30 protein-coding genes are annotated in these 24851 nt (G+C 73.9%); 13 read left to right on the plus strand and 17 right to left on the minus strand.

Annotated features, from left to right (window positions below; all coding sequences use genetic code 11):
• Positions 1 to 106: 106 nt before the first annotated feature.
• A complete protein-coding gene (panE, locus tag EU555_RS25085) occupies positions 107 to 1045 on the minus strand; it encodes a 2-dehydropantoate 2-reductase (protein ID WP_135417952.1) in 939 nt (312 codons plus the stop codon).
• Between the two features lie 92 nt (positions 1046 to 1137).
• Between panE and EU555_RS25090 the strand changes: the two genes are divergently transcribed.
• On the plus strand, positions 1138 to 2496 hold the full coding sequence (locus EU555_RS25090) for a chloride channel protein (RefSeq protein WP_135417953.1): 1359 nt from the start codon (positions 1138 to 1140) through the stop codon (positions 2494 to 2496).
• Between the two features lie 6 nt (positions 2497 to 2502).
• Here the strand turns inward: EU555_RS25090 and EU555_RS37525 are convergent, their stop codons facing one another.
• Positions 2503 to 2637: a hypothetical protein gene (locus EU555_RS37525; RefSeq protein ID WP_281041314.1), complete on the minus strand. Its 135-nt coding sequence runs from the start codon at positions 2635 to 2637 to the stop codon at positions 2503 to 2505.
• Between the two features lie 205 nt (positions 2638 to 2842).
• The gene (locus EU555_RS25095; protein WP_167858655.1) at positions 2843 to 4744 is read right to left on the minus strand and encodes a Wzz/FepE/Etk N-terminal domain-containing protein; all 1902 of its coding nucleotides are present in this window, start codon (positions 4742 to 4744) and stop codon (positions 2843 to 2845) included.
• A gap of 453 nt (positions 4745 to 5197) precedes the next feature.
• On the opposite strand from EU555_RS25095, the gene EU555_RS25100 reads away from it, so the two are divergent.
• Complete coding sequence (locus EU555_RS25100; protein ID WP_135417955.1) at positions 5198 to 5695, plus strand: acyltransferase; 498 nt, start codon at positions 5198 to 5200, stop codon at positions 5693 to 5695.
• Between the two features lie 58 nt (positions 5696 to 5753).
• Here the strand turns inward: EU555_RS25100 and EU555_RS25105 are convergent, their stop codons facing one another.
• The 3 genes from EU555_RS25105 to EU555_RS25115 all read right to left on the minus strand — a co-directional run bounded on the left by EU555_RS25105 (position 5754) and on the right by EU555_RS25115 (position 6979).
• Positions 5754 to 5999 carry a hypothetical protein gene (locus tag EU555_RS25105; RefSeq protein WP_135418056.1) on the minus strand — a complete coding sequence of 82 codons (246 nt, stop codon included), beginning with the start codon at positions 5997 to 5999 and terminating at the stop codon, positions 5754 to 5756.
• A 76-nt stretch (positions 6000 to 6075) separates the two neighbouring features.
• Positions 6076 to 6630 (minus strand): spermidine N1-acetyltransferase, encoded by a 555-nt coding sequence (gene speG / locus EU555_RS25110; RefSeq protein ID WP_135417956.1) that lies wholly within the window; start codon positions 6628 to 6630, stop codon positions 6076 to 6078.
• Positions 6631 to 6664: 34 nt separating this feature from the next.
• Entirely contained in the window at positions 6665 to 6979 is a 315-nt protein-coding gene (locus tag EU555_RS25115) for a hypothetical protein (protein ID WP_135417957.1), read from the minus strand.
• Between the two features lie 248 nt (positions 6980 to 7227).
• Between EU555_RS25115 and EU555_RS37180 the strand changes: the two genes are divergently transcribed.
• A complete protein-coding gene (locus EU555_RS37180; protein WP_135417958.1) occupies positions 7228 to 8523 on the plus strand; it encodes a L,D-transpeptidase family protein in 1296 nt (431 codons plus the stop codon).
• 141 nt (positions 8524 to 8664) lie between these two features.
• The gene (locus EU555_RS25125; protein WP_135417959.1) at positions 8665 to 9477 is read left to right on the plus strand and encodes a hypothetical protein; all 813 of its coding nucleotides are present in this window, start codon (positions 8665 to 8667) and stop codon (positions 9475 to 9477) included.
• Positions 9478 to 9523: 46 nt separating this feature from the next.
• On the opposite strand, the gene EU555_RS25130 is transcribed toward EU555_RS25125, so the two are convergent.
• The 3 genes from EU555_RS25130 to EU555_RS25140 form a co-directional block, all read right to left on the minus strand.
• Complete coding sequence (locus EU555_RS25130) at positions 9524 to 9901, minus strand: hypothetical protein (RefSeq protein WP_135417960.1); 378 nt, start codon at positions 9899 to 9901, stop codon at positions 9524 to 9526.
• A gap of 641 nt (positions 9902 to 10542) precedes the next feature.
• Positions 10543 to 11259 carry a cell wall hydrolase gene (locus EU555_RS25135; protein WP_135417961.1) on the minus strand — a complete coding sequence of 239 codons (717 nt, stop codon included), beginning with the start codon at positions 11257 to 11259 and terminating at the stop codon, positions 10543 to 10545.
• Positions 11260 to 11482: 223 nt separating this feature from the next.
• Positions 11483 to 11806 carry a DUF1127 domain-containing protein gene (locus tag EU555_RS25140; RefSeq protein WP_135417962.1) on the minus strand — a complete coding sequence of 108 codons (324 nt, stop codon included), beginning with the start codon at positions 11804 to 11806 and terminating at the stop codon, positions 11483 to 11485.
• A 138-nt stretch (positions 11807 to 11944) separates the two neighbouring features.
• On the opposite strand from EU555_RS25140, the gene EU555_RS25145 reads away from it, so the two are divergent.
• Positions 11945 to 12679: an ArsR/SmtB family transcription factor gene (locus tag EU555_RS25145; RefSeq protein WP_135417963.1), complete on the plus strand. Its 735-nt coding sequence runs from the start codon at positions 11945 to 11947 to the stop codon at positions 12677 to 12679.
• Positions 12680 to 12776: 97 nt separating this feature from the next.
• Here the strand turns inward: EU555_RS25145 and EU555_RS25150 are convergent, their stop codons facing one another.
• Positions 12777 to 13532, minus strand: coding sequence for a substrate-binding domain-containing protein (locus tag EU555_RS25150; RefSeq protein WP_167858656.1), 756 nt, complete (start codon positions 13530 to 13532; stop codon positions 12777 to 12779).
• Positions 13533 to 13744: 212 nt separating this feature from the next.
• On the opposite strand from EU555_RS25150, the gene EU555_RS25155 reads away from it, so the two are divergent.
• Positions 13745 to 15049 carry a solute carrier family 23 protein gene (locus tag EU555_RS25155; protein ID WP_425375149.1) on the plus strand — a complete coding sequence of 435 codons (1305 nt, stop codon included), beginning with the start codon at positions 13745 to 13747 and terminating at the stop codon, positions 15047 to 15049.
• A 48-nt stretch (positions 15050 to 15097) separates the two neighbouring features.
• On the opposite strand, the gene EU555_RS25160 is transcribed toward EU555_RS25155, so the two are convergent.
• Positions 15098 to 15307, minus strand: a complete 210-nt coding sequence (locus EU555_RS25160) for a hypothetical protein (RefSeq protein ID WP_135417965.1) — start codon at positions 15305 to 15307, stop codon at positions 15098 to 15100.
• A gap of 652 nt (positions 15308 to 15959) precedes the next feature.
• Between EU555_RS25160 and EU555_RS25165 the strand changes: the two genes are divergently transcribed.
• On the plus strand, positions 15960 to 16247 hold the full coding sequence (locus EU555_RS25165) for a hypothetical protein (protein WP_135417966.1): 288 nt from the start codon (positions 15960 to 15962) through the stop codon (positions 16245 to 16247).
• Between the two features lie 12 nt (positions 16248 to 16259).
• On the opposite strand, the gene EU555_RS25170 is transcribed toward EU555_RS25165, so the two are convergent.
• From EU555_RS25170 to EU555_RS25180, 3 genes are all read right to left on the minus strand, one after another.
• The gene (locus EU555_RS25170) at positions 16260 to 16478 is read right to left on the minus strand and encodes a hypothetical protein (protein WP_135417967.1); all 219 of its coding nucleotides are present in this window, start codon (positions 16476 to 16478) and stop codon (positions 16260 to 16262) included.
• A 259-nt stretch (positions 16479 to 16737) separates the two neighbouring features.
• Positions 16738 to 16959, minus strand: a complete 222-nt coding sequence (locus tag EU555_RS25175) for a hypothetical protein (RefSeq protein ID WP_135417969.1) — start codon at positions 16957 to 16959, stop codon at positions 16738 to 16740.
• Between the two features lie 317 nt (positions 16960 to 17276).
• Complete coding sequence (locus EU555_RS25180) at positions 17277 to 17555, minus strand: hypothetical protein (protein WP_135417971.1); 279 nt, start codon at positions 17553 to 17555, stop codon at positions 17277 to 17279.
• Between the two features lie 318 nt (positions 17556 to 17873).
• On the opposite strand from EU555_RS25180, the gene EU555_RS25185 reads away from it, so the two are divergent.
• Positions 17874 to 18200 carry a hypothetical protein gene (locus tag EU555_RS25185; RefSeq protein ID WP_245524479.1) on the plus strand — a complete coding sequence of 109 codons (327 nt, stop codon included), beginning with the start codon at positions 17874 to 17876 and terminating at the stop codon, positions 18198 to 18200.
• A gap of 52 nt (positions 18201 to 18252) precedes the next feature.
• Here EU555_RS25185 and EU555_RS25190 read toward each other — a convergent pair whose 3' ends face one another.
• On the minus strand, positions 18253 to 18834 hold the full coding sequence (locus EU555_RS25190) for a helix-turn-helix domain-containing protein (protein ID WP_135417973.1): 582 nt from the start codon (positions 18832 to 18834) through the stop codon (positions 18253 to 18255).
• 225 nt (positions 18835 to 19059) lie between these two features.
• Between EU555_RS25190 and EU555_RS25195 the strand changes: the two genes are divergently transcribed.
• Positions 19060 to 20025: a hypothetical protein gene (locus tag EU555_RS25195; protein ID WP_135417975.1), complete on the plus strand. Its 966-nt coding sequence runs from the start codon at positions 19060 to 19062 to the stop codon at positions 20023 to 20025.
• Positions 20026 to 20199: 174 nt separating this feature from the next.
• On the opposite strand, the gene EU555_RS25200 is transcribed toward EU555_RS25195, so the two are convergent.
• A complete protein-coding gene (locus EU555_RS25200; RefSeq protein WP_135417977.1) occupies positions 20200 to 21744 on the minus strand; it encodes a Do family serine endopeptidase in 1545 nt (514 codons plus the stop codon).
• 214 nt (positions 21745 to 21958) lie between these two features.
• On the opposite strand from EU555_RS25200, the gene EU555_RS36340 reads away from it, so the two are divergent.
• The 3 genes from EU555_RS36340 to EU555_RS25210 all read left to right on the plus strand — a co-directional run bounded on the left by EU555_RS36340 (position 21959) and on the right by EU555_RS25210 (position 23086).
• Positions 21959 to 22129, plus strand: coding sequence for a hypothetical protein (locus tag EU555_RS36340; RefSeq protein WP_167858657.1), 171 nt, complete (start codon positions 21959 to 21961; stop codon positions 22127 to 22129).
• Between the two features lie 12 nt (positions 22130 to 22141).
• Positions 22142 to 22639: a peptide deformylase gene (locus EU555_RS25205; RefSeq protein ID WP_135417979.1), complete on the plus strand. Its 498-nt coding sequence runs from the start codon at positions 22142 to 22144 to the stop codon at positions 22637 to 22639.
• A gap of 162 nt (positions 22640 to 22801) precedes the next feature.
• Entirely contained in the window at positions 22802 to 23086 is a 285-nt protein-coding gene (locus EU555_RS25210; RefSeq protein WP_135417981.1) for a hypothetical protein, read from the plus strand.
• A gap of 99 nt (positions 23087 to 23185) precedes the next feature.
• Here EU555_RS25210 and EU555_RS25215 read toward each other — a convergent pair whose 3' ends face one another.
• A complete protein-coding gene (locus tag EU555_RS25215) occupies positions 23186 to 24082 on the minus strand; it encodes a DMT family transporter (protein WP_135417983.1) in 897 nt (298 codons plus the stop codon).
• A gap of 188 nt (positions 24083 to 24270) precedes the next feature.
• On the opposite strand from EU555_RS25215, the gene EU555_RS25220 reads away from it, so the two are divergent.
• Positions 24271 to 24849 carry a TetR/AcrR family transcriptional regulator gene (locus EU555_RS25220; protein WP_135417985.1) on the plus strand — a complete coding sequence of 193 codons (579 nt, stop codon included), beginning with the start codon at positions 24271 to 24273 and terminating at the stop codon, positions 24847 to 24849.
• Positions 24850 to 24851 lie beyond the last annotated feature (2 nt).

A 24851-nucleotide genomic window follows, 5' to 3' on the forward strand; every position in this document is an offset into this window, starting at 1 on the left:
TTGGCGTCCACCGCGTCAGCCCTGGCTCCGTTGCGCGGCCCCCGAGTGACCCGGACCCGAGTGACCCGGAGGGGGTGAATTCCGCCCTCCGGGTCTCGCCGTCCGCTCAGCCCTGCTCGCGCGCGCGCCGGGCCTCGTAGGCCTTCAGATGCGTGTAGGCGATGGCGAGGTGGGGCCAGGCGCCGTCCGGCGCCGCCTGGCGGCCGCGGGCCAGGAGGTCGCCGACGATGTGGTCGGCCTCGATCCGTGCGGAGCGGGCGATGTCGCGCAGCATCGAGGCGGTGAAGCCCGAGCCCGCCGCCGTCAGGGTGCCGCGGCTGGTCTCGAGGAACTTCTCCCGCGGCGGGTGGCCGGCGCCCGCCGCGATGCCGCGGCACTCATCGAGGAGCCCCAGCATCACCTCGCGCCCGCCCGGCGCCGCCACGATGTCGCCGACGGTCGCCCGCATCAGGCAGGTGCCGCAGGCGAGCGTCGCCAGGAAGACCCACTTCTCCCACATCTCGAGCAGGATCCTGTCGCTCAGCCGCGCCGCGAAGCCCGCCCCCTCCATCACGGCGGCGACCCGGGCGATGCGCTCCGAGCGCGTCCCGTCCCGCTCGCCGAAGGTGAGCGCGTGCAGGTCGCTCATCTGCACGATCGCACCCTCGGGCGAGAGCGTCGCCGCGATGGCGCAGGAGCCGCCGAGCACCCGCTCGGGCCCGAAGCGCGCATCGAGGGCGTCGAGATGCGCCATCCCGTTCAGGATCGGCAGCACCATCGTGCCGGGCCCGACCGCCGGGGCGACGTCGTCGAGGGCGCCGGCGAGGTCGTAGGCCTTGCAGCTCAGGAGCACGAGGTCGAACGGCCCGGGGATCGTGCCCGCCGTCACGGTCGCGGGGGCATCGATGCGGAAATCCCCGAGCGGGCTTTTCACCGACAGGCCGCCTTCCGCGAGCCGCGCCGCCCGGGCCTCGCGGACCAGGAAGGTCACGTCGCGCCCCGCCGCCGCGAGCCGGGCGCCGAAATACCCGCCGGTCGCGCCGGCCCCCACCACCAGCACACGCATGCCGTCCTCCCGTGCCTGCCCTGTCCTGGCCGAGCTTCGCATTCCCGGCGGTTTCGTCCAAGGTGCCTGTCCTGGACGGGCGGGAGGCCAAGGTGCCCGTCCGTGACGGGCGGGGGGCTTTGCGGGTGCGGGGTATCGTGAGGCGGCTGCCCGGGTCGCGGGATCTCGTCGGCGTGTGGGTCCGGCGCGGGCTGTTCCTCGTCGGCGGCATCGCGGTCGGGGCCGCGGCGGTGCTGATGGCCGTCCTGGCGGATGCCGCGCAGGCGGGGTTCCGGGCGATCCTCGCCGTCTCGCCCCTGGCCGCCCTCGTCCTCACGCCCGTCGGCTTCGGGCTCGCGGCGCTCTTGGCCCGCACGGTCTTTCCGAACTCGCAAGGCAGCGGCATCCCGCAGGTGATCGCCGCCCGCGACATCGAGGATGCGGGGGCCCGCCACGGCCTGATCTCGCTGCGGGTCGCCGTCGGCAAGATCGTGGTGATGACGCTCGGGCTGTTCTGCGGCGCCTCGACCGGGCGCGAGGGGCCGACCGTGCAGGTCGGCGCCGCCCTGATGGCGGCGGCCGGGCGGCTCGCGCCGGAGCGCCAGCGCGGCCTGCTCCTGGCCGGGGGCGCCGCCGGGGTGGCGGCGGCCTTCAACACGCCGCTCGCCGGCATCGTGTTCGGCATCGAGGAGCTGAGCCGCTCCTACGAGGCCAAGACCTCGAGCCTGATCCTCGGGGCGATCATCGCGGCGGGCCTGACCTCGCTCGCGCTGGTCGGCAACTACACCTATTTTGGCACCACCGCCGACACCCTGCCGCTCGGACGGGCCTGGGCCGTCGTGCCGGTCTGCGGCGTGCTCGGGGGGCTGTTCGGCGGGGCGTTCAGCCGCATCGTCATCGCGGTCGCCCGCGGCCTGCCCGGGATGGCGGGACGGGTCGTCACGGGCCGGCCGGTGCTGTTCGCGGCCCTGTGCGGCCTCGGCGTCGCCCTGTGCGGGCTTGCCACCGACGGCCACGTCCACGGCACCGGCTACGAGCAGGCCAAGGCCCTGCTGCACGGCACCGCCGACACCCATGCCTGGTTCGGGCCGGCGAAGTTCGTCGCCACCACCCTGTCGTCGATCAGCGGCATCCCGGGCGGGCTGTTCGCCCCGTCGCTGGCGGTCGGGGCGGGCCTCGGCGCGGAGATCGCCGGCCTGTTCGACGGGGTGCCGGTCGGCGCGGTGGTGCTGGTCGGGATGGTGGCCTACCTGACCGGCGTGCTGCAGGCGCCGATCACCTCGTTCGTCATCGTGTCGGAGATGACGGAGAACCACGCCCTGGTGATCCCCCTGATGGTCGCGGCGCTCATCGCCGACGCGACCTCGAAGCTGGTCTGCCCGGAGGGGCTCTACCACGCGCTCGCCGAGCCGATGGTCGCGCGCCTCGCCGGGCGCCCGGCCCGGGAGCCGGGCCTCAGCGGCCCGGCCTGAGAATCGTCAGAGCGGCAGGATCCCGAACTGGGCGAGGCGGCTCTTGTGCTCGAGCCAGAGACGCAGCATCTCGGCGAGCAGGCCCGGCTTGGCGCGGGTGGCGGTGGGGCGGGTCGCGGTGATCGACGGGGAGGAGGCCATGGGTCCGGCTCCGAAGTTGGAGGTGAGTGGAACTCTGTGGTTCCTGTCCCGGACAATGGCCCCTATGCTGCGACGCAACAATCGATGATCTCGCACTTGCGATATGCACACATCGCATGCAACCGGCGGAATTATGCCGAAATGCCCACCATTCATGCATGATATGCCTAACTCGCGGGCCGCGTAAGGAATTCGGCGCCGCCGCTCAGGCATCGAGGGCAGTCCGGTCGACCTCGGTGGTGACCGTGCCGAGGATCCGGGCGCGGGCGTTCTCGAGGGTCTCGCAGGCCTCGGTCAGGGTGCGCAGCGGCGTGCGGCCCCACTCTGTCATCAGCACCACCCCGTCGAGGAGCGGCGCGAGCGCCAGGATGGCGGCCGAGCGGCCGACCGGCGGCAGGTCGACGATCACCACGTCGTAGGTGTCGCACAGGCTGGCCAGCAGCGCCTCCATGGCGGGCGAGCCGAGCCAGTGCGGCGAGGGCAGCGTCTCGGGGGCGAGCGGCAGCACGTCGCAACCCTCGGCCAGGGCGGTGACGCAGGAGCGCCAGCTCTCGGCCGCCTTCCCCGGCCGGCCGCACAGGGCCGCGCCGATCCCCTCCTCCGCCGGTCTCGCGCGCAGCACCGGGTCGGCGGCGTCCGCGTCGATCACCAGGGCGCGCGAGCCGGAGGCGGCGTAGAGCCGGGCGAGCTCGACCGCCGCCAGGGCCTTGGTGCGCCCGCAGGTGCGCCCCGCCGCCGTGAGGCCGATGGTGCGCAAGGGCGCGGCGTGGCCGGCGGCGGCCAGCGACAGGCGGGTCCATTGCAGCCCGTCGGCCAGCCCGGCGCAGAGCCGCGCCTCGGCGCCGAGCCCGCGGCGGCGTGCGCCCCGCCGGCGCGGGATCCAGCCGAGGCAGTCCCGCCCGGTCGCGGCCCGGATCTGGCGCCGGGAGCGGGCGCGCCCGTCGAGGAGCAGGCCGGCGAGCCCCGCCATGACGAACAGGCCGGCACCCGCCGCCGCGCCGGCCGGCATCGTCAGCCGCAGGCCGGGATTGGAGCGGAACAGCGGCCGGGTCGCCGCGGTGATGACCCGGGAATCGGCCACCGGGGCGCTCTGGCGCTGCACCGCCTCGGCCAGCACGACGAGCAGGCTCTCGTAGACCTTGCGCGAGGTCTCGGCGGCGGATTCGAGCTCTTCCAGGGTGCCGGGCTCGTCGTCCGCAGGTGCGCGTGCGGCGGCCTGCTGGCCGCCCGTGATCTGGGCTCCGGCGCTTCCGGCCGGTCCGTCGGGATCGTCGCGCCGGCCGCGCCGGATGCGGTAGTTGTGCGAGGCGCGGAATTCCTGCACGGCGCGGATCGCCGCGTTCATCTGGGCCCGGAAGCGGTCGACGCGCTCGTTCAGCCAGTCGGTGGCGAAGCGCGACGCCTCGATGCGTGCCTCCCGCTTCTCGCGCAGGAACTGCTCCACCACGGCGTTGACGATGTCGGCCGCCTTCTGGGGATCGCGGGCCGAGAACGAGATGTCGAGGGCGTAGGCGAGGCCGGCGCGGCGCACGTCGAGGCGCGCCGCGAAGGTGTCGAGGAGCCGCCGCTCGGCCTCGAGGGCGCGGTCGGGCGTCTCGCCGTCGCCCGGGCCGGTCACGCCCCTGAAGGCGCCGCGGGCTTCATCCATCAGGACGGCCAGCCGCGCGGTCAGCCGCGCGGTCAGCCGCTCCTGGGCGGCGGTGAGCCAGGCCGGGAGCCGGGGCGGCGCCCCGCCGAATTCGAGGTCGCCCCGCAGCCCGAGCTTGTCGATCACCATCCGGGCGACCTTCTCGGAGCGCAGGATCGCGATCTGGTTGGCGATCTGGCCGGTGTCGATGGCGCGCGCGACGTCGCCGCCCGGCTCGGCGAAGAGCGGCGGCATCTTGGAATCGATCACGAGCTGCGCCCGGGCTGTGTAGACCGGCGCCGCCGTGAGCGCGTAGAGGGCGCCGAGCGCCGCCCCCGCCAGGGCGCAGGCGAGGATCCGGGCGCGGCGGCGGCGCAGGAACGCGAGGATGTCGCGGACCTCGAGCGTGCGCGTCTCCGGCGGGTCGTCCCTCAGGCGCGGGGCCAGGGACGCGTCGGTCCAGATCGGGTTGTTCAGCAAGATCGCGCTCTCTTCGGCTCGACCGCGGCGGGGGATCCGGGTTCGGCGGCTCCCCCGCGGGTGCTGGTGGCCGCCGCGGACGACGGCCCGGGTTCGGGAGACCCCGCGCGTCGTCCGTGACCCCGGTGTACGTCCGGCCGCGGCCGGGCCGGAACGCCACGGAACGGCGTAGGCGCGGGCCCGGTCCGCCCGGGCGGCGGAGGCGGGTGATGCCTCGATCGGCCACCCCTCGTCCGTTCGGGCGTGGCGCCGGGCCGCGCAGGCGCCCCGCGTGGTGGATCGGCTCCGCAGGACGGCGTAGGGCGCGGTCGCCGCCCCCGCCCCGACGAGGGGAGTCCGGCCCCGCCCGGCGCCCGAAAGCCGGTGCTGCGGTGCGGCCGGATCGCCGCCTAGGCTCCCGGCCGAGCCTCGCGACAGCCTCATGCCTCGCGACAGGTCCGGGAGCCCGCCCGCATGCCGATCACCGACGTGTCCCTCGAGGACGGCGCCCGCATCACCCATCCGGACCTCGTCGACCTCGCGGGCTGCCGCATCGGCGCCGACGCCCGGGTCGGGCCCTTCGTGCAGATCCGGCCGGGCAGCATCGTCGGCCCGCGCTGCAAGGTCTCCTCGCACAGCGCGCTCGGGCCCGGGGTCGCCCTCGGCGAGGGCGTGTTCGTCGGCCACGGGGTGGTGATCGGCGAGGCCGGGGCGGAAGCCTCAGGCCCGACTTCGATCGGGCGCCCGACTTCGATCGGGCGCCCGACCCGCATCGGCGCCGGCGCCTCCCTGGGCTCCCGCGCCACGGTGCTGCCCGGCGTCACGGTCGGCCGCGGTGCGATGATCGGAGCCGGCGCGGTGGTGGCCGAGGACGTGCCGGACTTCGCCCTGGTGGTCGGCGTGCCCGGCCGGGTGATCGGCGACGTCCGCGACCGGGCGGCCGCGCAGGACTGCGCGCCGGAGCCCGCCTGAGGACAGGCGACGCGCGATTCGCCTCACGCGTGAGGAGCGCGGCGCGGGACGACGAGGGTCATCCCCGCCCGCGCCCCGGCCCGGTCCCCTCGTCCCACACGCTCCAGCGAAACACCTCGGTGCCGGCGCCGTCGACGATGCGCACCGCCTCGGCCGCGGGCCCCGAGCGCTGGGGCACCCGGGCGCGGCGGAAGAGGCGCAAAGCCCGCTCGCGGGCGGCGTCGAGGCCGGCGGTGCGGACCGAGGCGCGCTGGACCGGCGCGTCCTCGGGGCCGATGATCTCGATGTGGTAGGTCTCGCGCAGCAAGGCTCTGGGGGCTCCGGTCGGCCCCCTCAATAGGGGAGCCGGGCGGGCCCGCGCCAGGGGTGAGCCGCACGAGTCAGGTCTTGAGCACCGGCTCGTTGACGTCGCCGCCGCCGCGCCGGGCGAGGTAGGCCGGCTGGAACATGCACATCCGCACCGCATCGCGGTACTTGCCGTTGACGAAGAACTCGTCGCGAAGGATGCCCTCGGTCTCGAAGCCGCAGGCCTCGTAGATGCTGATGGCGCGGCGGTTGTCCTTGTCGACGTGCAGGTAGAGCTTGTGGATGTTGAGCACCTTGAAGGCGTAGTCCATCGCGATCTGGGTCGCCCGCTTGGCGTAGCCGCGGCCCTGGAAGGCCGGATGGATCGCGATCTGGAACTCGCAGGAGCGGTGCAGGTGGTTGATCTCGACGAGCTCCACCAGCCCGGCGCGCTCGTTCTCCGGCGTGGCGATGATGAAGCGCCGCTCGGTCTGGTTGTGGATGTTGCGCTCGTAGAGCTGCGCCAGCTCGGCGAAGGACTCGTAGGCCTCCTCGAACCAGTAGCGCATGATGCTGTCGTTGTTGTTCAACTGGTGCACGAAGAGCAGGTCCTCGCGTTCCAGCGGTCGCAGCTTGATGGTCGGGGCCATGATCGCTCGGATGTGCCGGCGGGAGGCCCGAACCCTACTCCTCCGGCGCCGCCCCGTCACCCGCCGACAGGGCCGCGACCGCGGCGGCGAGGCGGTCCCAGCCTTCCGCGAGGCGCGTGACCTCGGCGGTCAGCCGCTCGAGCGCGGCCGCGGCGTCCGCGCCCTCCGGGGTCGCCCGGGCCTCGGCGGAGATCGGGTTCTCGCGCAGGGCCGCGAGCTGGTTGCGCAGCTGGCCCCGCAGGGCGGCGAGGCGGCGCCGTCCGGCCTCTCCCGGCAGCGGCCCATCGGCCTCCGCCTCGGGCTGCGCGTCGTCCACCAGCCGCAGCCAGCTTCGTCCGGTCTCGGGCATGGCAGCCTCCGTCATCCGGCGTCCCGTGCCGGGACGTGACGGGCGATGCTGCGCGCCAGGCACGAACAGATCGTTACCAAAATCTTGAGAAAGCCAGCCAAGCGCCGGTCCACAGGGGGACAAGTCGGACGGCCGGCGACACTTCACCTAACCGCAACGATCTTGACAGTACAGAGCGGCTTGGTCGTGCGCGAAAACCGCCACATTGCGGTGCCAGGCGTTCGGGCGGGCGAGGCAGGCGGGCGAGGATGGAGCGGCGCGGGATGGGCGTGCGGGCGAGGACGATCCTGTGCGTGGCGGGCCTGCTCGCGGGGGCGGCGCCTGCGGCCTCCGCGCCGAAGCACCTTGCCCCGGTGCCGCCCGCCACCCTGGCCCTGATGGCGGCGCGCAACACGGCGCCGTCGGCGCCGGTGCTGCTGCGGGCCTACAAGCAGGAATCCGAGATCGAGGTGTGGAAGCGGGCGGCGGACGGCCGCTTCGTCCACCTCAAGACCTTCCCGATCTGCCGCTGGTCGGGCCAGCTCGGCCCCAAGACCCGGGCCGGCGACCGTCAGGTGCCGGAGGGGTTCTACTCGGTCGCGGCCCGGCAGCTGAACCCGAACTCGGCCTATTATCTCTCCTTCGACGTCGGCTATCCCAATGCCTACGACCGGGCGCATGGCGGCACCGGCTCGGCCCTGATGGTGCACGGCACCTGCTCCTCGGCCGGCTGCTTCGCCATGACCGACCGGCAGGTCGGCGAGATCTACGCGCTGGTGCGCGACGCGCTCGCCGGCGGGCAGGCGGCGTTCCAGTTCCAGGCCTTCCCGTTCCGGATGACCGCCCGCGCCCTGGCCCGCCACCGCACCGACCGGCACATCGCGTTCTGGCGCCAGCTCAAGGAGGGCTCGGACCGGTTCGAGGCCACCGGCCGCGAGCCGCTGGTCGGCGTCGAGGGCGGGCGCTACGTCTTCGCGCCCTATCCCGATCCGGAGGTCGAGGCCCTGGCGCTGGCCCGCCGCACCGAGGAGGAGGCCCGCATCCAGGCCCTGGTGGCCGAGGGCACCGAGGCGGTGCGCACCACCTACGCCGATGGCGGCCAGCACCCGAGCTTCACCGCGATGCTCCGCCGCGCCGGCGCCTTCTCGGCCGCCGTGACCGGCGGCATCGCCGTGAGCGGCGGCGCGACCGGCGGCATCACGGTCACCGGCGGCCCGACCGTTGCGACCGCCACCGCCTACGCCACCCCTGCCGCCAGCCCGTTCGCGGCCTTCATCGTCCCGGCCGGCCTCGGCGAGGTCAGCCGGCCCGAGGCCCTGGCGCTCGCCGGCCGCGAGGTGGTGGTGATCCCGGCCCGCCGGCGCCCGGCGGCCCCGATCCATCCGGTGCAGGTCGCGGCGACCGAGGCCGCGGCGGCCTTCGTGCCGCTGCCGGCGATCGAGACCGAGCCCTCGCCGTTCTCGCGCCTGCGCCTCGCCGAGGAGCCCTCCCGCCTCACCCTCGCGGCCTCCCCCGAGCCGGCGAGGCCGCGCTTCCTGACGGCGCGCTTCGCGGCGCTGCCCTGAGGGGCTGCGGGGCCGTCGATCGGGCCGCCCCCGCCCCCGTCAGGCGACGACGTCGCGACGATCGTGCGTCCGGGACGCGGTGCCGTCACGCTTCCTTAACCATGCCGACGGGATGATCCGCCTCTCGCGGGAGGCCGGCCGATGCGCAGGATCGCCAGAACAGCCCTGTGCGGGTTCGCCCTCTCCGCCGCCTTGCTCCCGGGCGTCGGGCCGGCCTTCGCCGGTGGATGCGACGCGAAGGCGCTCGACGTCCTGAAGGCCGCGTCGCCGGACGGCCACGCGATCTTCCGACAGGTCAAGGACAAGGCCTTCTTCCGCACCTGGCTCGATTGTCAGGACGCGCAGCTCGGCCTGCCGACGGCCGTGCACGAATCCGTCCACGTGATCACCGGCGACGACGATGCCTATCCGCTGATCGGGGGCGGGGCCGTGAAGCGGCCGCCCGAAGGCGGCACGCCGCTGGCGCCGGCCCGGATCGCGCGGCACTTCCGGCCGAGCCTCTTCGTGACCACCTATCTGCGCCCGGGGGGAGCGACGTCGGCGACGGAGTTCCGCTACCTGCTCGACGAGTTGAACGCCTACACGCACGACCTCGCCACCGCGATCGCGCTCGACGACCGGCGCGGTCCGGGCGCCCAGACGTCGCATCGCGACGGTCTGGCCGCGCTCATGAGCTTCGTGGGGCTCTACGTCGAGGCCGCCGGGACCGACCCCGCCACCTGGACGGGACTCAACCGGCCGGAGACCAGGAACGCCGTCGCGGCCCTGTGGGACCAGGCGGAGCGCACGATGCTGGCCTCGTGCCGCATCCCGGACATCGGCAGCGAGGACAGGATGTTCCTCGGCAAGCTGTGCGCGGCCGGCCCGCAGGCGGCGCTCGCGCGCCTGCTCGGCCGGGCGCCGGTCTGCCCGAAGGCCTGCCTGGCCGCCGGGCTCACGGCGGCCGGTCCCTGACCCGTCGGCAGGGATGCGGCGGCCGTCCGCGTTCCGGGACGGTGCCTCAGTTGCAGCCGCAGCCGTGATAGACGTTCCGCACGCTGTTGGAATAGTAGTACTGCGTCGGCAGACGCTGCGTGCTGTACATGTTCACGTTGCGGATCACCGGAACGGTGTGGTGGTGAACGCGGGTGACGGTGTGGAGCCGCACGATCGGACGGACGCGGGTGATGTTGTAGATGGGGCGCGTCTTGTGCACGTAGTGCGTGCGCTGGACGTCCCGATACTGGGTCTGGTTCATCACCTTGTTGACCGTCCGGTAGTTGTAGACGGGATTCACCGGTCCGCACCTCCAGCAGCGGGCACTCGCCTCGGACGATGTCCCGAGGAAGGCGGCGGTGGCGATCAGGGCGGCACAGGCGGCAGTCGTATATGTCACCATCGTCAAGTCCCCGGCTTCACAATCGCATCGCCCGTGACCTAGCAAACACGATCCTCTCGCCCAAGCTGGATCGGACATCTACGTATTCTTCCGGGTGGTAACATCCAATTCTGTGGGAATCGTCGTTGCTTGATCCGCAGGGGAAGAGCGACCTCGGCGAGGATCGTCCATGGGGCGGATCGTGCCGGCCGCCGGAGCGCACGGCGATGGCATGACTCGCGTTGAACGTGGTCGACAGCGGTTCGACGCCGCGATGACCGTCGAATCGCCGGAGGCAGGCGATCTGTGCCTCGCTGCTCTTGCTCGGGAGCGCCAGGGCTTCGGCGAACTGACACCCGCCATGTTCATCACGGGGCGAGCCTTGGCGAGAACCCGGGATCCATCACCGCTGGCGTCACGGCAGTCAGGCGGCCAACGTTCCGCCTCGTCCTGACGCGCCAGCGGTCATGGATCTCGGGTTCCGCTGCGCGGCCCCGGGATGTCGCTCAGAGATGGCGGCGCGGCGGGCCTTCAACTGACGCTGCCGATCGAACGGGCGCCGAAGCGGAGCACGCAGCAGTCGCCCTTCGGCCTCCGCACCGGAGGCCCTCCAGGCCCGCCCCGGACCGGGTCGGGACCGTCGAGCCCCGCCGGATGAGGGCTCAGCCCGGGCTCTGGCCGGTCTCGGCGGCGGCGACGCGGCAGATGTTGCGGGCGGGGCCGAGCTCGGCGAGCGGAGTCTGCTGGGTCGTGCGGGACGCGACCCGGACCGGGTGCGAGGTCCAGCGGACGCTGCCGGAGGTGGGCTGGACCTGTGCGAGCTGGACCGGGGCGGCCGGCGCCCGGCGCGGCGTCGCGCCCTCGCGGTCGTACCAGGGGCGCTTCTCGTAGAAGGCGTTGCCGCCGGCCAGAGCCACGTAGTGCATGTTGCGGTAGGAGAAGGTGTAGCCGGCGGTGTGGAAGAACATCGCGCCGCCGACCTTCTCGTGGCGCTCGCCGGCCAGGATCGCGTCGGCGACCTGCTCGGCCTTCTCGCGCTCCTTGTCGCGCATCGGCTTGTGCAGCACGCCGGTGGCGAACTGGCGCTTCTGGCCGACCACGCCGCAGATCGAGTTCGGGTAGGCCGGCGCCTCGAGCCGGTTCATCACCACGGTGCCGACCGCGAGCAGGCCTTCCTCGCTCGAGCGGTTGGACTCGAAGTACATCGCACGGGCCAGGCAGTCCCGGTCGGCGGGGGTGACGGCGGCGAGCGGCTTGCGGTCCGGAAGGCTTCCCGTCGTGTCGACCCCGGCCGGCACCAGGCTGCAGGCGCCGAGCTGCGGCGCCGCGGCGAGGACCGCCAGGGCGGCGGTGATGGGGAAAGTCCGGTTCCGCGTCATGCAGGCCCCTCTCGTGCATCAGCCGGGCACGGCCGGAATGGCCGCGCTCGAGGTCAAGCTTGCGGCGGAATGTGGCGAAGACGGGGCACAGATACGGTCCGTAAACCAATCCCTCGGCCTGATAATCGGAACCAAGCGACGTGGTGCAAAAGGGAAACACCGCCGGCTCAGCATCGTAAGCTCCCGACATCCGCTCCGTCATGAAGGCGCGATCACGGCCCGATCATGGCCAGTCGATGGCGCCGTGGCGGTGAGACGCGGTCGCCGGAAACCCGCGCTCGTCCCGTCCCCGGCAGTCCCGGGGCGACGAGGCAGGTCTTGCCGCCGCTACCGGATCGGCCGGGGACAAGGGCACGAAGTCGAGCCCCGCCGCGGAGGTCTCGCGCCGCAGGCCCATGTCGCGCAGCAACCTGTCGTCGAGCGCGGCCAGTCTGGCGCGGTCGCGGCGCTGCCGCAGGGTTCTGGCGAGCGCGCCCTCCCCGGGCGGGCCGCCTCCGGGGCCGCCCGGGCGGCAGAGGGCGAGGACGAGGCGAATCAGCGGCAGCATGGCGGACCCTCCGTTTCGGACGGGGCGACCTGTCGCCTGCCGGTGGGGCGCGATGATTCGGCGCCGGCCGAAGCGTCCGGCCGATCCCCGGGCTACAAGGGAGGCCCGACCCGAAGAGCCGCCCTGAGGAGAGCCGCCATGGTGACCACCGCCGCGCTGGCCCGCACCGCCGCCCTGGTGGGCGATCCGGCCCGCGCCGGCATGCTGGCGGTGCTGATGGATGGCCGCGCTCTCACGGCCGCCGAGCTCGCCCGCGCCGCCGGCGTCACGCCCCAGACCGCGAGCGGCCACCTCGCGCAGCTCGCCGAGGCCGGGCTCCTCGCGGTCGCGCGCCAGGGGCGCCACCGCTATCACCGCCTCGCCTCCCCGGCGGTGGCCCGGATGCTGGAGGGCGTGATGGCGGTGGCGGCCGGCCCCGCCCCGCAGGCAATCTCCCGTTCGCCAGGGTCCCGGATACCCGGACCGCGGGACGCGGCCCTGCGCGAGGCCCGGACCTGCTACGACCACCTCGCCGGCCGCCTCGCGGTCGCCATGGCGGACGCCCTCGTGGCGCGGGGCGCGGTCGAGCTCGGGGCCGATGGCGGCGCCCTGACCCCGGCGGGCGAGGTGTTTCTCCGCGGCCTGGGGGTCGACCTCGCCGCTGCGGCGTCCGGCCGGCGGGTCTTCTGCCGGCCCTGCCTCGACTGGAGCGAGCGCCGGCCCCACATCGCCGGCGCCCTCGGGGCGGCCCTGCTGGCGACCTGCCTCGACCGGGGCTGGCTGCGCCGGAGCGAGGGCAGCCGGGCCGTCGCGGTGACGCCGGGCGGGCGCCTCGCCCTGCGGCAGGCCTTCGGCTACGGACAGGCCTGCGCCTGCGACGAGGGGGCGGCGTGACAAGGCCCTGCCTGGCGGACGCCCTCCCGCGAGGGGGCTGCGGCCCTGAGGAACGAGCGGCACGCGCGCGACGCCGATGGGGAAAGGGGCACGGCCCTCACCCCGCCCGCCGGATCCCGACGGGCTCCATGCCGGTCCGCCGGATCGCCGCGGCGGCCCGGTCGGAGGCGAGATGCGCGATCAGGCGCTCGGCCGGCCCGACGGCCTGCGCGCCCGCGACGATCGCCGCCGCGAAGGTCTGGACGAGCTGGACCGCGTCGGGGAGCGGCCCGATGACCGTGATCCCCGGGATGTCGACCAGCTCGCTCACCGGCCCGAGGGCGAGGTCGGCCTCGCCCGCCGCCAGCGCGGCGGTGGACTCCGTGCCCCGGGGAAACATCCTGGCGCGCACCGTCCCGGCGAGGCCGAGCCGCGGCAACACCGTGTCGCGGATGAACAGGCCGCTCGTGCTGCCCGGCATCGCGACGAGGCGGGCCGCCGACAGGGTGCGGGCGAGCGCCGGGACGGTGGCGATGTCGGGATGCGGCGCGCCCGTCCGCACGGCGGCGGCGAGCGGCGCCGTGGCGATTTCCACCGCCGAGCCCGCGGCGATCCGGCCGAGCGCCGTCAGCTCGTGCAGGCCCTCGCTCGAGAGGATCACCACGTCGACCCGGGCGCCCTGCTGCGCGAGCTGGTGCCGGATGGTCCGCGGCCCCTGCCCCTGCGACGCGCCGGACAGCGTCCGGACCGCGAGGCCGGTCTCGCGCGAGAAATCCGGCAGCACCGCCGCGTAGGCCAGGGCGAAGCCGCCCGAGATCATGACCGTGAGGTCGGCCGGGGTCTCGTCCGCGAGGGGCCTGTCCGGAAGAGTCATGGCTGTCGCTGCCGGCCGCGCGTAAGGGGTGGACCTTCTCGCACGGGACCGCTCGCGCGCGCAAACCCGGCCGGCTCCGGGACCGTCGCGCCCGTTCTGTCGTTCCTTGTTCTGTCGTTCCTTGGCGCCGCCCCTTCCCGGACCCGCCCGGCATCCCTTAAGGCCCTGCCCGGACATGGGGATCCCCGGCATGGGGATCAGGGAGAGACGGCATGGCCCCGGAGACGCGGGAACGGATGGAGGAGCGGGGTTTTCCGCGCTGGCGGCTCGCGACCGGGACGGTGGTGCTGCCGGACGAGCGGCCGCCGACGGGCCAGGTCCTGGTGCTGGCGCTCCAGCACGTCGTGGCGATGTTCGGCTCCACCGCCCTCGCCCCGCTGCTGATGGGCTTCGACCCCAACCTCGCGATCCTGTTCTCGGGGCTCGCGACGCTCCTGTTCTTCGTCGTGGTCGGCGGCCGGGTGCCGAGCTATCCCGGCTCGAGCTTCGCCTTCATCGCCGTCGTGATCGCCGCCACCGGCTATTCCGGCAACGGCCCGAACCCGAACCTGCCGGTCGCCCTCGGGGGCATCGTGGCGGCGGGCGCGGTCTACGCGCTCGTCGGCGTCGCGGTGATGCGCGCGGGCGACGCCTGGATCGGCCGGCTGATGCCGCCCGCCGTGACGGGGGCGATCGTCGGCGCGATCGGCCTCAACCTCGCGCCGATCGGCGTGAAGGGCATCTCGGGCTCGGGCCTCGAGGTCGGGGTCGGGCTGTTCACGGTCGCGGCGGTCGGGCTCGCGGCGGCCTACCTGCCGGGCGCCCTGCGGCGCCTGCCGCTCCTGATCGGGGCGCTCGCCGCCACCCTGCTCTACGGGGTGCTGGCCAACGGATTCGGCCTCGCCAGGCCCCTCGACCTCGGGCGGATCGCGGACGCGGCGTGGTTCGGCTGGCCCCATCTCACCGCCCCGGTCTTCGACCCGGCGGCGATCGGGCTCATCGCCCCGGTGGCTCTGGTGCTGGTGGCCGAGAATCTCGGCCACGTGAAGGCGATCGGGGCGATGACCGGCCGCAACCTCGACCCCTGGCTCGGCCGGGCCTTCCTCGGCGACGGCCTCGCCACGATGCTGTCGGGGGCCTGCGGCGGCACCGGCGTGACCACCTACGCCGAGAACATGGGCGTGATGGCGGTGACCCGGATCTACTCGACCCTGGTCTTCGCGGCCGCCGGCATCGTGGCGATCCTGTTCGGGCTGTCGCCGAAATTCGGCGCCGCGATCCTGGTGATCCCCGGCCCGGTGATCGGCGGCCTCTCGGTGGTGGTGTTCGGGCTGATCACCGCCGCGGCCGGACGGATCTTCGTCGAGAACCGGGTCGATTTCGCCCGCACCCGCAACCTCCTCACCGTCGGCACGGCGCTCGTGCTCGGCGCCGGGGACTTCACGGTCAGACTCGGCAGCTTCACCCTCGGCGGGATCGGGACCGCCACCGCGGCGGCGATCCTGATCTATCACGCCCTGCGCGACGAGCCGGCCTGAGCGGCGCGCCGCCCGGCGAGGCTTCGCCGGGCGGCGTTTGTCAGAGGTCTATTCGGCCGGCTCCGAGGACCGCAGCCGGACGGTCTGGGCCAGGCGGATCAGCTCGCGGGCCGTCAGGCCGCGGTGCTCCTGCTGGGACCAGATCTCCGCCGCCTGCCGCGCCCCCCGTCCCGTCCCGCCGGCGCGGGTCTCGCAGGACCGTTCCGGCCGGCGGGGGCCCGGGCCCCCGAACCGGTAAGCTCTCGCTGCCGTTCTCATGCGCGCTCCCCTGCGAACCGGCGCATGGTTAGCGAAGCGTGGCTGTGTCCGGAATTCTTGAACTTGCGCGGCGGCGCGCTAACCCCGCCTGCCGTCCTGTCCGCCGAGGGCGGGCGAATGTGTGGGCCATCAGCCGACGACGCGGTTCCTGTTCCCCGCTGCGCCGACCCTCCCGCAACCACCCGGCCCACTGAGCCTCACAGGCTGGCAGGGAGAACTGGTCCGCCGCCAACTCGTCGTCACGAGCTCCCCCGCGGTCCAGCCTGTCGGCGGAGCCGGAGCGCCACAGGGTACGTCCACGAGGGAGAAGGGTCGTCTAGCAGGTCGCCGCCGCGGGGCAAGGGGCGGTTTGCCGCCCTCTCCGGGGACAAAGGCGGGATTGCCGCCTTCCCCGACCGGCCTTCCGGCCGTCATGCGCCGCAAGCATGGCCGTTGCGCGGTGCGGTCGGTTGCTGTGTGCGCTGCAGCATGGGAGAAGAATCCCGTACCGCCGCGATGGCGTCGCGGCGGTGCAGCCCTCTTTGGGCGTTTCCTCCCTAGACTTCGGGCCGCCTCGCAAGGGCGGCCTTTTTTCTGTTGCGCGCGTCCCCGCTGCCGCCACACTGGCCGGTGCGGGCGGTCCCCGGCCCGGGAGCGCCGTGGGAGGGTTGCGATGGAGCGTCCACGAAGCCTCGGCCTCGCCTGGTACGAGCCGGGCGACTATCCCCGCATCCTGGAGGTGATGGAGGATTCCGGCCTGCCCGCCAGCTACGCGGCCTGGCTGATGTCGGCGACGCAGGTCGAGCGCGAGGTGTCCCGCAGCGGCGTGGCGGTGGTGCGGGTCCGCCTCGAGCCGGAGACGTTCCTCGCCTGGTGCCGCGAGAAGGGATTCGCGCCGAACGCGAAGGCGCGGGCCGAGTTCGCGTCGGCCGGGCCATCCGCGGCGGCGCACGGCGCCTGAGCGCGCAGCGCTTCAGGCGGAGGCCCGGTCGCGGGCGGCGCGCTCCGGGAACGGGGCCGGTGGGCGCGGAGGCTCCGGGTGCGCGGCCGGTGCCACGTCGCCCTCGGGACCGTCCGGGGCGCGGCGCACCCAGGCGTCGAGGGCCCAGCCGATGCCGCGGCCGGCGACGGCCACGAAGGCCAGCGACCCGGCGAGGTGGAGGAAGAGCGGCGCGTTCGACATGGCTGGCATTCTGGCGGGCATCTCCGGCTGACACGTCTGGCGGGCGACGGGCGGAACCTTGGCCCTGCCCAGGACCTTGGCCCCGCCCGGCAAGAAGACCGCCGGGCTCCGCCGTCCCGCCAGTGCTCCGGTGCAACAGCACCCCTGCCTGCGAGGGCGGCCCGAGGCGGGCGGCGGCCGACGGGAAGGCCGGTGTGGCGGCGAGGCCTCAGCCGTGGCGGGCCGCGGACCGGTCCGTCCGGGCTCTCCCGGGGGCTGTTCGGGCGAATCAGCCCGCCGTGGCGGTCGCGGGCGACCGGGCCGCGTGCGACGACCAGGGCGTGACGGTCGCCGCCAGGGCCGCGCAGCAGCGGACCGGCAGCGGGCAATCCTCTCCCGCGCCGCGGTGGCAGGCGCGCCGGGCGAGGGGTGCGTGGCGCCCGTCCCCCGGCTCCTCGGCCAGGCGGGACAGCAGCACCTCCTCGTGGTGGTATTCAAGGCCCAGTGACACCCGGATTCCGCGAAGCACATTCCGCTCGCGCTCGGTCGGAAGCCCCGCGCGCTCCCGCATCTCGATCAATGATGCCTGCCGGGTCGCGCGGTCGCAGGTCGCTCCGATGTTGGACTGGACTTGGACGAGCAGAGCCTGCGCATCCATCATGCTCCCCCCTCGGATTCTTGGCAGCGGATCCTGGGCCGTCCGCACTGTGAAAACTCTATCCGAGCCGGCGCGGTTGGGGAGATGTATGACGGTTAGATGACGTTGCGTCCGGGCGCGGATGTGGCGGGGGTGCATCCCCCGCCCCCGCTCCGTTCAGTGCTGTCCGTTCAGTGCTGGCCGCGGCGGAGCCGGGTCTGCACGGTCGGCCGGCCCGCGACCGAGGGCTGCGGCACCGCGGCATTCCGCTCGGCCGCTTGGGCGGCCCGGGCCGCCTCCTGCTGCTCGTGGTCGATCGCCATGAAGCGGTACATGTCCCACTTCGTCGTGCCCTCGCTGAACATGCCGGAGGGCGCCTTGTAGCTGTAGATCTCCTTCGCCGACTGGGCCGAGGCCGCCGTGGCGGCGAGCAGGGTCGCCCCGGCGAGGAGCAGGGTCGTCTTCGTCATCGTCGATCTCGTAGGTTGTCGGTGCGGCTGCCGAGATTGTTGCGGCGCCGATCGCCGGGTGATCTAGGTTGCGGATGGCTGTACCACTGTGCGCTGGCGCACATGGCGATCGTATAGACCCGGATCTCCGGGATGAAAGACTGTTAGCCGACTTCGTGACGAGAGCGTCATGAGGATATTTTATCTTCCGGTCTGCATCAAAACACAAAAACATTCTGCCGGAAGGCGGTTCGGGGGAGCGAACGACGCGGGACGGCATCCGGGCGCCGGCGCCCCACAAAAAGCCATGCTCGCCTGATGTCTGGGTCGCAGCGATTCGTGAGCGAGACGTCGTGGGGCGAGAACCGGATGATGCAGATCGGAGCCTTCCTGGTGTTCCTGGTCATGGGCGTGACCAATCTCCTGGCGGTGCAGGCCGGGCTGACCGCGGTGCTGGGCGTGCCGGTGCTGCTCGCCCTCGTGGTGGCGGTGCCGGTGTTCTACTTCCGCTTCGTCGGCTCGGCGGCGGGCATCGTCGGGGCGATCGTCGGCTGGCACATGCCGGTGCCCCTGGCGGTGCTGCTGTTCTGCTGGCCGGTGCTGGTCTACGGCTTCCTGCGCGGCGGCGCCGAGGCCCGCAGCGTCCTGGCCCGGCGCGCGGCCTGAGCGCCCGGCGCAGCTTTCAGCGCTGCCGCGGCGTTCAGCGCTGCCGCAGCTTTCAGCGCTGCCGCACCACGGCGACGAGGTAGCGGCAGGGGCGCTCGCTCCGGTTGGCGAAGGTGCAGTCGGCCGGGGGGCCGAGGGCCAGGCAGTCGCCGGCCTCGAGCACGTGGATGGCCTCGCCCTCCAGGAACGTCAGGGTGCCGTCGAGCATCCAGATCATCTGGCGCAGGAACGCGTAGGAGGCCGCCGGGTACGAGACCGCGGCGCCCGCCGGCAGTTCCACCTCGGTCAGGTCGAGGGGGTTCTCCGCCGCGGGGGCGAGGTGCGGCGAGACCTGCCGCCGGCGGTAGCCGGTGGCCGGGTCGATCCAGACCGGCTGCGCCGCCTGCCGGCTGACCTGGCCGGTCTCGCCCTCCGCCCGCGCCAGCAGGGTCGAGAGGGTGAGCCCGAAGGCGCCCGAGAGGCGGCCGAGCAGGATCGCGGTCGGGCTCGCCTCGCCGCGCTCGACCTTGCTGATCATCGCCTTCGAGACCCCGGAGCGGGCGGCGAGGTCGGACAGCGACCAGCCCCGCGCCTCGCGCTCCAGCCGCAGCCGGCGCGCGAGGCCGTCCGTCGGGTCGGGGGCGGGAGTCGGCATGCCGCCAGCATACGGCATCGCCGCGCCGGTTGGACACCCGTCCGGCGGACCGTCCCCGGGTGATCCGCGGTGCGGTTCATGCCGCTGCGGCAGGCCGCAAGAGGGGATGGGCGACCATCCCCAGGTTTTTCATCTAAGTCTTTGTCGCGGACGCACTTTCCGCCCAATCGCGTGCATACTGCCCGGATCGCGCCGGGGGGATGCGCGGAAGCGAGGCGGTGACGCGTGCGGGACGGAAGCGGGCGATATGGGCTCGGCCTGGCGGCGCTCGCGGCGGTCGCGATCCCGCTCGCCGTGATCGTCGCCCTCCATCCGCGCGTCGGCCTGCTCCGCTCGGCGACCGAGACGGTCACGCCCCCGGTCCGCACCCCGGAGATGCCGGCGGACAGCCCGGCCCGGCCGGCGGTCCCCGCGCGGGCCTGTCCGGTCTGCCCTGCCGCTCCCGCACCGGCCGATCCCGGCCCGGTCGCGGTCCGGGATGCGGGGCAGGAGGGGCCGGACACCCGGGTGCCCGGCAAGCAACCGCCCGGCAGCCAGAGTCCCGGCACGGCCGTGCCGCCCTCGCAGGTCCCGGACACGAGGGTCCCGAGCCGCCCGGTACCGGAGATCCAGGTTCCGGACGTGACGGCCGAGCGCGCCGCCCAGCGCGCGCGGCTGATCGGCTGGACCGCCCATCCCGACCGGGTCGCGGGCTCCGCCGCCGCCCTGGACCTGATCGGCCTCGTCTTCACCGCGCCCCGGGACACGAGCGCCGGCTACCGGCCCCTCGCCCTCGACCTGTCCGGCGCGCCGGACCGCGCCGTGGTCGTGCTGGCCGAGCAGCCCGTGACCCTCACCCTGGCGACGACCCCGCCCGACCGCGTCGCGGCGCTCGGCGTCGAATCGAGCGCCGCCTTCTCGGTCGCCGAAGGCCGCCCCGGCCTGCTCGCGGGCTTCCGCGCCCTGCCCTTCGGCGCCTCGGAGGTCGCCCCGGTGCTCGATCCCCTGCGGGTCGGCCCCGGGACCCTGCGGGATGCCTGCGCCGCCCTGCGGCTCTGGGCGACGCAGTTCGGCCTGCCGCTCCGGCAGGCCCGCTACACCCTGATCGAGAACCCGACCCGGATCGCGCTCGCGGGCGAGGCCCTGCAGAGCGACGGGGCCCCCCGCGGCCGCGTCTCCGGTCGGCGGCTCGCCCGCCTCTGCCGGGTGTGAGGATGCGAGAGCGCCGGCCCCTCGCGGGGCCGGCGCCTCATGCCTCTTGCGCCGTCGCATCGACGCGACGGCATTCGGTGCACCGATGCCTGCGGCGCGGGACCCATCCGGGCTCGGCCGGCGCCGTCGAGCGAGTCCGCTCGACGGCGCGGCGGCATCTTCAGGCCTGACCGATCAGCCGTTCTTGCTCTGCAGGCCGATGGCCACGAAGCGGGTGCCCTTGTCGTTCCTGACCCGCATCAGCACCGCCTTGCGGCCGTCGCTCTCCGCGGCGCGGATGCGGGCGGCGACGTCGGAGAGGCTCGAGACCGGCTGGCCGCCGACGTCCAGGATGACGTCGCCCTCCTGGATGCCCTTGGCCGCCGCCGGGCCGTCCGGATCGACGCTCACCACCGCGACGCCCTCGCGGCCGGCCCCGACCGCGTCGGCAGGCGCCAGGCCGAGGCCGAGCCGCGGCTGGCTGTCGCCCCGCCGGCTGCCCCGATCCTCGAGGCTCGCCAACTTGGTGTCGTTCGGCAGCGAGCCGAGGGTGACCTGGGCGGTCTCGCTCTTGCCCCCGCGCAGGTAGGCGAGGTCGACCCTGGTGCCGGGCTTCATCGCGGCGATCCTGCGCGAGAGCTCGCGGGCGTCGCTCACGGGATCGCCGTTCACCGCCTGGACCACGTCGCCGGACTTCAGCCCAGCCTTCGCGGCGGGGGTGCCGTCCTGGGCGCTCGTCACCAGGGCGCCCCTGGCCTTGTCGAGGCCGAGGCCGTCGGCGATGTCCTTCGTCACCGGCTGGATCTGGAGACCCAGGTAGCCGCGGGCGACCTTGCCGTCGGCGCGCAGCTGGTCGACCACCGCCTGCACGGTCTCGGAGGGAATCGCGAAGGCGAGGCCGACATTGCCGCCGGACGGCGAGGCGATCGCGGTGTTGACGCCCACCACCTCGCCGTTGACGTTGAAGGTGGGACCGCCCGAGTTGCCCTTGTTGATCGGCGCGTCGATCTGCAGGAAGTCGTCGTAGGGGCCCGCCCCGATGTCGCGGCCGCGGGCCGAGACGATGCCGGCGGTGACGGTACCGCCGAGGCCGAACGGGTTGCCGATCGCCACCACCCAGTCGCCGACCTGCGGCGCGCCGTGCGACAGCTTCACGTAAGGGAACGGACCGCCGTCGGTGACCTTGAGCAGCGCGAGATCGGTCTTCGGATCGGTGCCGATGATCTTGGCGTCCAGCGTGCGGCCGTCGTCGAGGGTGACCTCGACCGACTTGGCGTTGCTCACGACATGGTTGTTGGTCACCACGTAGCCGTCGCCGGTGATGAAGAAGCCCGACCCCTGCGCCGCGCCGCCGCCGTGGCGCTGCGGGCGCTGCATGTTCGGGCCGCCCTCGCCGAAGCGGCGGAAGAACTCGCGCAGCTGCGGCGGCACGGTCTGGAGGTTCTGCTGACCGCCATCCTCGTCGTCGGAGGCGTCGTCCTTGAGCTTCACCTTCACCGAGACGACGCCGGGCTTCACCCGGTTGACGATCGGCGCGAAGCTGCCCGGCGGGTGCTCGGGGGCGGTGATCGGGGTCTGCGGCAGGGCCTGGGCGAAGGCCGGGGTGCTCGGCGGCACGAAGGCGGTGCCCAGCGCTCCGGTGGCCACCAGGGTCACGGCGGCCACGGAGGCGAGGGCCTTGCGGTGGAAGCGGCGGGTCTCGCGGGAGGTCTCGCGGGAGGTCTCGGAGGTCTGGGGCATCGGGTTTCTGGGCTCCCTCTGGCGGGCCGCGCTCGCGGCCGGTCGATGGGACCATTATGGTTTTCGGGCCTGACCGGCCCGTGGCCCGAAGATTACGGTTTGGTCAGGCACCGGACCGTCTGTCGCTCGCGTCGCCGGCCGGAACGCCCGGCGCGGCTCGGGCTTGACGCAGGGCCCCCGCCCCGATCCCCTCCCGACAGGACAAGAGCCTCCCATGGACGTCGTCGTCTCGGTCATCTCGCTGCTGCTGGTGCTCGTGCTGATCGCCCGGGGCGTGCCGGGCCGCAACCTCCTGGTCGTGCTCGCCGTCGCCCTCGCGGTGGTGGTGCTGGTGGTCGGGATCGAGCGGGCGGGCCTGTGGCCCGACTCGTTCCACACCCGCTGAGGCGAATCCCCGATGCCCGTCCGCCCGCTGGTGCTCTACCCGGACCCGCGCCTGCGCCTCGCCGTGCCGCCGGTCGCCGCCTTCGACGCCGCCCTGCGCGCCGTGGCCGACGACCTGACGGAGACGCTGCTCGCCGTCTCGGCCCTCGGCCTCACCGGGCCCCATATCGGCTTGGCCGTGCGGCTCACGGTGATCCGGGCCGGGCTCGACCTCGCGCCGCGCCTCTACGTCAATCCGGAGCTGGTCTGGACCTCGCCCGAGACCGCCCGCCACCGCGAGGGCAGCGTGTCGATGCCCGGCGTCGACGAGGAGGTCGAGCGCCCGGCCCGGGTGCGGCTGCGCTTCCGCGACCTCGACGGGGCGGAGCACGAGGCCGAGGAGGAGGGCTTTGCCGCCGCCTGCCTGCAGCACGAGATCGACCAGCTCGACGGCGTGTTCTGGATCGAGCGGCTGTCGCGCCTCAAGCGCGAGCGGGTGCTCAAGCGCTACGCCAAGGGGCGGCGCGGCTGAGGGCGGCGGGACGCCTCGACCGAAGCCTTAACCGCGCCGGCCGCAGGCTGCAGGATCCCCGCCACGGGATCCCGCCATGCCGGAACGGCAGGCCGAGCCTGGCCGTTATCTGCTCAACTTGGACCGCCCCCCGCGGACCCCATCCTTCCCGAAAGGACGCCGATGCGCCCCCTCCTGATTCCGGCCGCCGTGCTGGCGGCCACGCTCCTTGCTCCCCTGGCGGCCTCCGCCCAGCCGGGCCCGTACCGCTACGGCCCGCGCGACATCGACGCCACCGGAACGGTCGGCGGCCGCGCGCCGTGGTCCGCGCCCTGGGTGTACGACACGGGCGGCGACAACGACCGCCGCCCCGAGCTCCCCGCCTACCAGCAGGGCGGCGGCCAGCAGACCGGCGGTCCGGCGCGCAACCTGCTGCCGGATGACGGGCTGCACATCGTTCCGCGCTGATCCGGGATCCCGGCGGCTCGGCGCCGGACCTGCGGCGAGCGTGGCCGCGTCAGGGCGGCGGCGGTCGTCCCCCGCACCCCGGCAGGCGCGCGTCTCCGGTCAGCCGCGGGGGGCGAGAAGGACGGCGGCGATGCCGAGCGTCGACAGGCCGAGACCGAGGGCCGAGAGCGGGGCCGGCATCTCGCCGAGCAGCCAGATGCCCTCCACCATGGCCAGGGCCGGCACCAGGGCGGCGAAGCAGGCGCCGACCGGCGCGCCCAGCAGGAGGACGGCCCTGCTGTAGCAGAACAGGGCCACCACCGACACGAGGGCGCCCTGGTACAGCGCCTGGCCCGCGAGGCCCGGCCAGGGATGATGCAGGACCGCGAAGCCCCGGACCGCCAGGTAGGGCAGCCCGTAGACGATCAGCGAGGCGGCGGAGACGGCCGCCGTCGCCACCCAGGCATCGAGCCCCGACCGCTTCGCCGTCACGGTGTAGAGCGCCCACAGCGCGCCGCCGCCGACGAACAGCCCGAGGGCCGACGCCTGGTCCGAACGCCCGGCGATCAGGGCCGATGCGGCGACCGCGCTGCCGACGCCGATCGCCGCGATGCCGCCGAGCTGCCAGCGGCCCGGTCGCTCGCCCAGGATCCAGATCCCGAGGCAGGCGGAGAACAGCACCATGCTCGTCGGGGTGAGCACCGCGAACAGCGCCACCGGCGCCCGGGCCAGCCCGCCCGACACGACGAGGATGTAGGGCGCGCCGATGCCGAGGGTGAGCAGGCCGGTCAGCCGCCAGTCGGGCCACCCGGCCCGCACCAGGACCGGGACGGTCAGGAGCGCGGCGACGGCGAACCGCACGAAGGTCACGTCGTACAGGTCGAGCCCGGAACCGGTCACGCCGAACCGCGTGACCACCGGGAAGCCGCCCCAGATCAGGGCGGCAGCCAGGCCGTAGAGCGAGCCCGCCACCCGTGCCGAGGTCACGCGCGTCGAGGTCATGCGGTCCGTCGTCATGCGACCTCCGTCGCTCCGATCGATGCAGGGCCGGCGGGCATCTCCCTCGATCCACCGCGGCCGCGCGGATCGCCGGGTGAGCCCCTGCCTGCGATGCCGCGTCGCGCCGGCCGGGCATGCATGTTATCTTAGGCAAGAATGTCAAACTTGACATTGATGTCAAGAATGAACCGCGCGGGTCGGGGAAGATGGTGGGCGTCCGGCAGTTTGATGAGCAGGCGGTCCTCGAACGGGCGCTCGCGCTGTTCTGGCGGCAGGGGCCGGCCGCGACGTCGATGCCCGCTCTCGCCCAGGCGACGGGGGTGCAGCGCGGCTCGCTCTACAACGCCTACGGCGACAAGGAGGCCTTGTTCCTCAAGGCGTTCGACCTCTACGCGGCCCGCTTCCTGAGCGCCGTCGAGAACGGCCTGGTCGGTCGCGATGCGCGCGCGGTGCTCGAGCGCTTCTTCGAGGCCGCCATCGCCAACATGACCGCGGGGTCGCCCTCGCGCGGATGCCTGACGACCAAGACGGCCAATGACGGCAGCCTGGCCGAGCCGCGCATCCGCGAGCGGGTGCAAGGGCTGATCCGGGATCTCGAAGCCCTGGTCGCCGGTGCGCTCGCACCGCTCGAAGGCGAGCTGACGCTGTCCGTCGCCGAGACGGCGACCCTCGCCGTCGCCTTCACCCGCGGCCTCGCGGTGATGGAGCGCATCCACGGCGATCCCCCGCAGCTGCGGGCGACGGCCTCGGCCTTTGTCCGCGCGGTCACGCGGTCCGGGCCCTGATC

The sequence above is a fragment of the Methylobacterium nonmethylotrophicum genome, assembly GCF_004745635.1.
Lineage (GTDB): Bacteria > Pseudomonadota > Alphaproteobacteria > Rhizobiales > Beijerinckiaceae > Methylobacterium > Methylobacterium nonmethylotrophicum.